Below are 8079 nucleotides of genomic sequence, written 5' to 3' on the forward strand. Positions count from 1 at the left end.
TTGATATCGGCTTCCTGCTGGTTCGCGGTAATTACGCGCGGGCTGGAGATCAACTCGCTGCGGCCTTCGGTCTGCCCCGCGGAGAGTTCCAAATCAAGCAGATAGTCGGCGCCGAGTATCGACAGGCCGATGCTGCCCGCGGTCGTATTGGTTGCCGGCAGACTGACGTTCAGACTATTGCCGAGACCTGGCACGCCAATGCCACCGCCAATACCGCCCGGCGAACTGAGCAAGCCGCTGCCAGCGGTGCGTCCGTTCAAGCGGTTGTTCAGAGCGATGTTTGACATCTGGTCTGCCGCGCCCAGCGTTCCGGATGTCGCCACGGTGTTGCTGCCGCTCTGGAACCCGCCGCTGATGCCGAATTTAGCGCCAATCTCGCGCGCGAAGTTGTCGGTCGCGACCACGACACGCGACTCGATCAGCACCTGTTGCACCGGGCGATCGAGCCTGGCGACGAGTTCACGAATGATGCGCACCTTGTCCGGCGTATCGGCAATCAACAGGGTATTGGTGCGCTCGTCATAGGTGGCACGACCGCGGTTCGACAAAAACCCGGTATTCGCCAAGTTAGTGCCGCCGGTAGCACCGGCCGTATTGCTCTGTTTCGCGCGCTGGGTAAGCAGGTCGGCAAAGTCCTTGGCCTTGCCGTAATTGATCGGGATCAATTCGGTAACCGTCTCAACAACCTCCGAAAGTTTCTGTTTCGCATCCGCGATCGCCAACTCGCGATCGGAGATTTCCTTTTGCGGCGCCACCCACATCACATTGCCGTTGAGGCGCTTGTCGAGCCCCTTGGCCTGCAACACGAGATCCAGTGCCTGATCCCATGGCACGTTGACCAAGCGCAAGGTGACGTTGCCAGTGACGCTATCGGCCACCACGATATTGAGCTCGGACATATCGGCGATCAGCTGCAACACGGTGCGCGCCGGGATATCCTGCATATTGAAGGTGACGCGATTGCCCGAGTAGACCGGTGGCGCGTTCGGATCCTTTTTCTCTTTTACCTTCGCTGGCGCGATTTCAACGACGTACTGGTTTCCGGACTGATAGGCAAGCTGCTCGAATGGCGCTTTCGCGGTGATATCCATATGCGCGCCACTGCCCTTGGTGCGCGTCTCGACGAATTGCACCGGCGTGGCGAAATCGAGCACATCCAGACGCTGCGCCAATTGCGTCGGCAACTTGGCGTTGTAGATATCCAGTGCGATGTGGTCGCCATTGCGTTTGAGATCGGCGCTCGCGCCTTCGCGTGAGAAGCTCACGATGATGCGACCCTCGCCGTTCTTGCCGCGATGGAAATCGATGTTGGAAATCTCGACCGTGGCCGCGCCGACGGTCTTGGTCTGATCCATCGCCACCACGGACGCCGAGGCTGCCGTTGCCGTTACGCCACCGCCGACGGTGACCACGAGATTGTTGCCCTCGCTGCGCGTCTCATAGGTTGCCGGGCGGAACAGGTCGATAACCACGCGCGTGCGGCCTGCGGCCTCGACCGCATTGATAGCGCTGGTCGCTCCATTGTTGACATCGATATGGCGCTGGGGAACGGCGCTGTGCGTATCGGCGATATCGATCGCGATGCGCGGCGGCGTTTCTGTCGTGAAGATGCGCGGCTCGACGGCAGGCGCCGCGAGCTTGAGCGTGACTTGCACCTTGCCGCCGGGTAAAGGCTGATAGCTGATGTCCTGCAATGTGTTCTGCGCGTGCAGTTGCGCTGCGAACAACATCGCCACCATCAAGGTGAATAGCGCTCCGGCGCGGCTAATGGCCCCACGTCCCTGGAAATCCGGCCCTTTGAAATTAGCGGCTGTCCCGTTCATGTTTGCGTCCCCAATGGGTCAATCATTTCGCACCTAGTTCGATCGTGGCCTGACGTTCCATCCAGCCGCCATTGCCGTTCGGAATCAGCTCGACCAGCTCAATGCGATTCTCGGCAATCGCGGTAATCCGGCCGTTGTTCTGTCCCAGATAATTGCGCACGTGCACGCGGCTGACCGTGCCTTCCGGATCCTTGACCAAGCCTTGGAACGCGGGGCCACCACCAACCGTTCCAACCATTTTCAGACTGTCGAGCGGATAGTCTTCAAGCTTTTCCTTCGCGTGCGGATCCGGCGACACCTGTTGCGCAGCATTCTGCTCTGCCGCGCTCGGCGAAAACGGATCGCGCATCGCCTGATCGCGGTACTCGAAGCTCTCGAAGGTCTTGAGCACGGGCAGGGGCGGTATCGGTCCGCCCGCCTGGGCTTTTTCCTGCGCAACCCACGCGCGCAGATCGGCATCGCCGCCCGTGCAGCCCGCGAGCGCCGTGACTGCCGCCAACACGAAAATTTTTCTCACAACAGAAATACCGACCCGAGGCATGCTCATTGGCCTCCCTTCGCCGGCGCGCCCGCCGCCGTTTTCTGCGCTGGCGCCGCCTTCTTGTTGTCGACTTCGTCTTCTTCGACGTAGCGATAGGTCTTGACCGTACCTTCAAGAGTCAGTTCACCGCCGGTTTTCGGCCCCGCCGCACTCGGCTTGAGCGAGACGTCATGCATGGTCAGGATCACCACTCGCGGCAGCGCGGCGACCGCGCTGATGAACGATCCGAACTGATGGTAGGTACCGAGCATGCGCAAACTGATTGGCTTTTCCGCGTAGAAATTCTCTTTGATCGTCTCGGGGCCGGGCTGAAACAACTGGGTTTCCAGACCTGCCGACAGCGCTGCCTGCGAAATATCGATGAGCAGTTCCGGCATTTGGGTCTTGCTGGGCAGTTGGCGCAGCAACTGGTGCAGTATCTCGCGCATGTCGTCGAGTTGCTGCTTGAGTTTTTCCAGATTAACAACCTTGACCTGCTTCTCGTGGAAATCCTGCTTCAGCTGGACTTCCTGGCCGCGCTTCTGCTCGAGCGTGTCCTGCTGATCCCTGATCGACCACGCCCAGCCCGCGAGCAAGAGCAACGCGAACAGCACGCCGCAGAGCAGAAGCTTCGCGCCCTGCGGCCACGCGCCGAGATTGTTGCGATCCAGATTGCGTAAATCGGAGAGCTTCATGGCTTCGCTCCCGCCGGCTTCGCCGTTGCTGCGGCAGGCGTCGGCGCGACATCACTGCCGGATTGATCCGGCGAACTCATCTTGACGGTCAGGCCGAATTCATAGCGGTTGCGCTGGTCGGTCCCCCTGACCTCGGTCTTCTGCAGATCCGAATGCTTCAGCCAGGGCGAGGCGTCCAGACTGCGCATATACGCCGCCACATTGCCGTTTGCCTGCGCCACACCGAGCAAGGTCAGTACATCACCGGTTTGCTTCAGCGAGCTCAAACGCACGCCGTCGGGAATGGTTTTCACCAACTCGTCGAACAGGTGCACCATCTGCGAGCGGCTCGCCTGCAGTTGTTCGATGATCTGCTTGCGCGCGAGCAACTTTGCCTTGGTCGCCTCGAGTTCCTTGATCTCGGTGAGCTTGCCCTCGAGCTGGTGGATTTCATCCTTGAGATAATTGTTGCGTGCATCCTGATTGTCGATGCGCGCGCCCATCCACGTACCCCACAGCAACCACACGAGTACCGCGGCAACGGCGGCGGCGGCGAGCATCGTGTAGAAATCGCGTTCGCGTTGGCGGCGTCGCTCGGCGCGCCAGGGAAGAAGGTTGATCGTTGCCATCAGTCGAAGCTCCGCAACGCAAGACCGAAGGCGATCATCAGTGCCGGCGCATCCTGCGCGAGCGCCTGCCCCTGCACGCGTGACGACCAGGTCATGCCGGCCAGCGGGTTGGCCACGACACAGGGTACGCCGAGTTGCTGTTCGACCTTTTCCGCCATATTGGCGATCGAGGCGCAGCCGCCGGCGAGCACGATCTGATCGACGCGATGGTAATCGCTGCCAGCGAAGAAGAACTGCAACAAACGGTTGATCTGCTGCACCATCGCCTCCTTGAACGGCTGCAGCACCTCGACTTCATACGACTCCGGCAAGCCACCCTGACGTTTGGCCAGCCCGGCTTCTTCATAGGACAGGCCATAGCGGCGCATGACCTCATCGGTCAACTGCTTGCCGCCGAACACCTGCTCGCGGGAGTAGATCGTGCGCTGGTTCTTGAGCACGATCAGAGTCGTCATCGTCGCGCCCACATCGACCACCGCAACGACGGCGTCGGGTTGCACGGAAAGCTGGTTGGAGATGAGCTTGTAGGCATTCTCCATCGCAAAGGCTTCGACATCGACGACTTTGGCGGTCAAGCCGCCTAGCTCAAGCGCGGAGACGCGCAGGTCGACGTTTTCCGTACGCGATGCGGCGAGGAGCACGTTGAGCATGCCCGGAGTGTCCTTCATCGGCCCAAGGACTTCGTAATCCAGACTCACTTCTTCGATCGGATAGGGAATGTACTGATTGGCCTCGACCTGGATTTGTCCTTCCAAGTCGTCGTCGGACAAATCGGCCGGCATCGTGATCATCTTGGTGATCACGGTCGAGCCCGCCACCGCTGCGGAAGCGAGTTTGCTTTTCGCTCCGGATCGGCTCAGCGCGCGGCGTACGGTTTCGCCCACCGCCTCGACCTCGACGATGTTCTTTTCGACCACGGCGTTTGCGGGCAACGGCTCAACCGCATAATGCTCGATGCGATAGCTGCCGGCGTTGCGGCTCAGCTGCAACAATTTAACCGCCGTCGAGCTGATGTCGACGCCGATCAGCGGCGCTGTCTTGGCACGAAGCAGGCTCAACTTCTTCCCCAGCAACAGGTCTTTATGAGCTAAAGACGATATTCCGCATTAAATCCGAACACTAATGAATTAGCAACAGAAATTTCGCGGCGTTTTCACATCGATCCGGTGGAAATTTACGGCTTTAGTGATACAATTCACGGTTACTTTTAATCCTAAGCGCCGGCGCTGTGCTGTTGTCTATCGGTGCCGCTCGCCCCGCCCTATAATTTGCCGATACTTTCTCCGCAGTACTCGGTAGCACGTCACACTCATGCGTTTTCTTTTTCGTTTACTTCGGTACGCACTGATTGCGGGCGTGATTTGCGCCGTGCTCGGCTGCGCGGCGATCGGCGTGGCGTACTGGCTCATTGCGCCGCGCCTGCCCTCGGTCGACTCGCTGCGCGACGTGACCTTGCAGGTGCCCCTGCGGGTCTACAGCGCCGACAACAAGCTGATCGCGCAGTTCGGCGAAACGCGGCGCATTCCGGTCACGATCGAGCAGGTGCCGGATCTGGTCAAGAACGCGTTCATCGCGGCCGAGGACGCGAATTTCTACAGCCACCCCGGCGTCGATTGGCAGGGCATCCTGCGCGCAGTCGGCCTGATGATCAGCAAACGCACCCTGCATGTCGCAGGGGGCAGCACGATCACGCAACAGGTGGCGCGCGATTTCTTCCTCAGCTCGGAAGTCAGCCTGTCGCGCAAGGCGACCGAAATCCTGCTTTCGTTGCGCATCGAGAATTCGCTGTCCAAGGATCAAATCCTCGAGCTCTACCTCAACAAGATTTTCTTCGGCAATCGCGCGTACGGCGTCGCCGCAGCAGCCGAGTTCTACTACGGCAAAAAGCTCGATCAGTTGGACCTGCCCGAATGCGCGATGCTCGCCGCACTGCCAAAATTCCCGTCGACCGGCAATCCGCTCAACAATCGCCCGCGCGCACTCGAGCGGCGCAACTATGTATTGCAGCGCATGCTCGACAACGGCTTCATCAAGGCCGATGAGTTCAAGCAGGCCAGCGCCTCGCCCGAACTTGCCTACGCACATGAGCCGCCAATCGAAGTCGAGGCGCCGTATGTGGCCGAGCAGGTGCGCCGGGAAGCGATCCAGCGCCTTGGCAACAATGCACTGACCGACGCTTACACGATCCGCACGACGATCGACTCGCGTGCACAGATCGCCGCCAACCAAGCGCTACGCGACGACCTCATCGCCTACGACCAGCGTCACGGCTACCGCGGCGCGGAGGCGCACGTGGAGATTCCCACGCATGCAACACCCGCGGATCTCGAAAAGAAGCTCGACCCGTTCCACCCGGTCGTCGGTCTGGTCCCCGGCATCGTCATCGACAGCGGCGACAAGTCCGCCCAAATCTATCTGGACGATGGACAAACCATTTCCCTCGATCTCGACGACGTCGCCTGGGCACGTTCATATCTGGATGACAGCCACCGCGGCGGCGCGCCCAAGCGGGTCAGCGCCGTACTCAAACCGGGTGACGTCGTGCGCGTTACCCGCAGCACCGAGGCAAAGAGCGAGGGCAAATGGCGGCTCACGCAGATCCCCGCTGCGCAAGGCGCGCTGATTGCGCTCGATCCCGAGGACGGCGCGATCAAGGCCGAGGTCGGCGGCTTCAGTTTTGCGCGCAGCAAATTCAATCGCGCGGTGCAGTCGAGCCGCAACCCCGGCTCGGGCTTCAAACCGTTTTTCTATGCCGCAGCGTTCGAGCACGGCTTCACGCCCGCCTCGATCGTCAACGACGCACCGGTGGTCTTCGCCGACCCGTCCAAACCGAACGGCCAGTGGGCACCAAAGAACGACGACGACAAGTTCAGCGGCCCGATGCGCCTGCGCGAGGCGATGGTGCAATCGAAGAATCTCGTCTCGGTGCGCCTGCTCGATGCCATCGGCGTGAGATATGCGCGCGAGTACGTGACCCGGTTCGGCCTCACCCTCGAGCAGGTGCCGAACAATCTGTCGATGGCGCTCGGCACCGCCTCCGTCGCACCGATCACGATGGCGCGCGGCTTCGCGGTATTCGCCAACGGCGGCTATCTCGTCGATCCGTACTTCGTCGAGGCGATCAACGACCGCGACGGCACGGAAGTATACAAAGCGCAGCCCACCGTGGTCTGCCGCCTGTGTCCGCAACGCCAGGGCGACGACGGGCGCGTGCCGGCGGCGGCGACCGCGCGCAGCGCAAGCGCACAGGACGCGGCGCGCAACGGCAGCTTGTCGCCGATTGCCGATGCGCAGGCGACCGCCGCCGCGCCGGTGGCCAAGGTCAATCTTGCACCGCGCGTACTCGATGCGCGCACGGCCTATCTGATCGACTCGCTGATGCGCGACGTGGTCAAGCGCGGCACGGGCTCGGGCGCGATGGTACTCAAGCGCAACGACCTCGCCGGCAAGACCGGCTCGACCAACGATCATCGCGATGGCTGGTTCACCGGTTTCAACGACGGTCTGGTCGCCAGCGCTTGGGTCGGCTTCGACGATTTCAGCCCGCTCGGTCACGACGAATTCGGCGCGCAAACGGCGCTGCCGATCTGGATCGACTTCATGCGTGTCGCGCTCAAGGGCGTGCCGGAAAAACCCTTCGACATGCCACAGGGCATCGCCACCGCGCGCATCGATCCGGAAACCGGACAACTTGCGTCCGGCGATCCCGAGCACAGCATGCTGGAGGTTTTTCGCAGCGAGGATATCGCGCGCCTAGCAAACGGACCCAACGTTCCGTCGGAACAGGAAAAGAAAGTGCAGCAGGAAGCCTACGGGATTTTCTGATGCGCGGCCGGTCGTCCACCGCTTCGCGGCATGCCGCCGGCTCCTCGCGCGACGACACTTTCACGCGCGAACTACGCGCACGCATCGCGATCGATGCGGCACGCCTGATCAGCGAATCGGGCCTGCGCGATTACCACGCCGCCACACGCAAGGCCGCGCAAAAACTGGGCGTGGAGGACGGCTTCGCGCTGCCGAAAGCCGATGAAATCGAAGACGCACTGCGCGCGCACCAGCAGCTGTTCGAGGCCGACGAGCAGCCGTTGCTGCTGCGCCGCCTGCGTGAAACGGCACGCGAGGCCATGCGTTTTCTCGCGCGCTTCGAGCCGCGTTTGGTCGGCGCTGTACTGGAAGGCACCGCGGACCGGCACTCGGCCGTCTGTCTGCATCTGTTCAGCGACGATCCCGATGCGCCGGCGCGTTTCCTCGACGAGAACGGTATTGCCTGCGAAAGCAAGAGCCGGCGCCTGCGCCTGACGCGCGATAGCTACGAGGAATTTCCGCTGCTGCTGTTTGCGGTGGACGCGACGCCGCTCGATCTGACCGTGCTGCCGTACGACTCGCTGCGCCATGCGCCGCTGGATCGCACGCACCAGCGCCCGATGCGGCGC

Annotated in this window: 7 protein-coding genes; 2 read left to right on the forward strand and 5 right to left on the reverse strand. The window is 61.7% G+C overall.

The window, feature by feature from the left end:
• From pilQ to pilM, 5 genes are all read right to left on the reverse strand, one after another.
• On the reverse strand, window positions 1-1823 hold a 1823-nt coding region (gene pilQ / locus VIE67_RS05245), incomplete at its 3' end, for a type IV pilus secretin PilQ (RefSeq protein ID WP_332023979.1).
• A 22-nt stretch (window positions 1824-1845) separates the two neighbouring features.
• A complete protein-coding gene (locus tag VIE67_RS05250) occupies window positions 1846-2325 on the reverse strand; it encodes a pilus assembly protein PilP (protein WP_332023981.1) in 480 nt (159 codons plus the stop codon).
• Window positions 2326-2366: 41 nt separating this feature from the next.
• A complete protein-coding gene (gene pilO / locus VIE67_RS05255; protein WP_332023983.1) occupies window positions 2367-3038 on the reverse strand; it encodes a type IV pilus inner membrane component PilO in 672 nt (223 codons plus the stop codon).
• Complete coding sequence (locus tag VIE67_RS05260; RefSeq protein ID WP_332023985.1) at window positions 3035-3646, reverse strand: PilN domain-containing protein; 612 nt, start codon at window positions 3644-3646, stop codon at window positions 3035-3037. Before VIE67_RS05260 ends, pilO begins: the two co-directional genes overlap by 4 nt.
• The gene (gene pilM, locus VIE67_RS05265; protein WP_332023987.1) at window positions 3646-4704 is read right to left on the reverse strand and encodes a pilus assembly protein PilM; all 1059 of its coding nucleotides are present in this window, start codon (window positions 4702-4704) and stop codon (window positions 3646-3648) included. The genes VIE67_RS05260 and pilM overlap by 1 nt, the downstream gene beginning before the upstream one ends.
• A 253-nt stretch (window positions 4705-4957) precedes the next feature.
• Here pilM and VIE67_RS05270 point away from each other — a divergent pair, with 253 nt between their 5' ends.
• A complete protein-coding gene (locus VIE67_RS05270) occupies window positions 4958-7471 on the forward strand; it encodes a penicillin-binding protein 1A (protein WP_332023989.1) in 2514 nt (837 codons plus the stop codon).
• Window positions 7471-8079, forward strand: a 609-nt coding sequence (locus tag VIE67_RS05275; RefSeq protein WP_332023991.1) for a hypothetical protein, incomplete at its 3' end; no start/stop codon positions are given. The genes VIE67_RS05270 and VIE67_RS05275, both read left to right, overlap by 1 nt.

This window comes from Rudaea sp. (genome assembly GCF_036560865.1).
GTDB lineage: Bacteria > Pseudomonadota > Gammaproteobacteria > Xanthomonadales > Rhodanobacteraceae > Rudaea.